This is a genomic window from Flavobacterium soyae (genome assembly GCF_021245985.1).
In the GTDB taxonomy this organism is placed as follows: domain Bacteria; phylum Bacteroidota; class Bacteroidia; order Flavobacteriales; family Flavobacteriaceae; genus Flavobacterium; species Flavobacterium soyae.
On record NZ_JAJQXA010000035.1, the window covers coordinates 1 to 943 of the forward strand.

A 943-nucleotide genomic window follows, 5' to 3' on the forward strand; every position below is an offset into this window, starting at 1 on the left:
ATGAAGCTGTAATTGCATTGCAAAAAGAGCCTTTTGTTCTTATGACAGGTTCAATGCCAGGAGAAGGTCCAAAAGCAACGCTTCATTTGTCCATCTCAGACCCGACAGGAGATAATGCAATATTTGAATATATCGATGGAAAATTAGTGATTCACCATGATGAAGAATATACAGTTATGACCAATTCTCCTGTTTTTGATAAGCAGCTTGCATTAAATGAATACTGGAACTCTATTGGAGGACTTACAATGCTGCCGGGTACTAACCGTGCGGCAGATCGGTTTGTAAGAGCTTCCTTTTACAGTAGTATTTTACCAAAAACTAAAGAAGCCTCCGCTGCTGTAGCTGGTCTTTTAAGTGTTATTAGAAACTGCTCTGTTCCCCTTGGAATATCAACTGCCGATCAGCCTAACATTGCTTCTACTTTATGGAGAACGGTGTCGGATCAAAAAAATCTGGTTTATTACTTCGAATCATCAAAAACACCTAATACATTTTGGGTAGATTTCAAAACAGTTGATTTTTCTTCTAACGGTTCTGTCAGGAAACTTAATCTTACCAATAATGAAGTGTACGCGGGTAATACTGTGGAGTCGTTTATAAAAAATGAGCCATATCAAATTAAGGGAAGCCCAAAGTAATGTTATTTGAAATTATTTATATACGAGTACTCAAATGTTTAACAGTAAAATCTTAATTCTATGAAGAAATATGTAAAAAATGGAATATTAACCATCTGTTTAGCTATAACAATTACCTACTGCCATAAAGCTTCCGCCTGCACAAGAGTAGTATACAAAGGTTTGGACGGATTAGTACTTACTGCCCGATCAATGGATTGGAGCTCAGATCTTCATACCAATCTGTGGATATTACCCAGAGGTATTGAGCGCACGGGAGAAGAAGGCCCTCAGTCTATTAAATGGACATCTAAATATGGAAG

General features: G+C 37.3%; 1 protein-coding gene. It reads left to right on the forward strand.

Annotated elements, in window-relative coordinates; genetic code table 11:
* Positions 1–641 (forward strand): linear amide C-N hydrolase (locus tag LUU93_RS21460; RefSeq protein ID WP_232683216.1); only part of this gene is annotated, 641 nt, incomplete at its 5' end.
* Positions 642–943 lie beyond the last annotated feature (302 nt).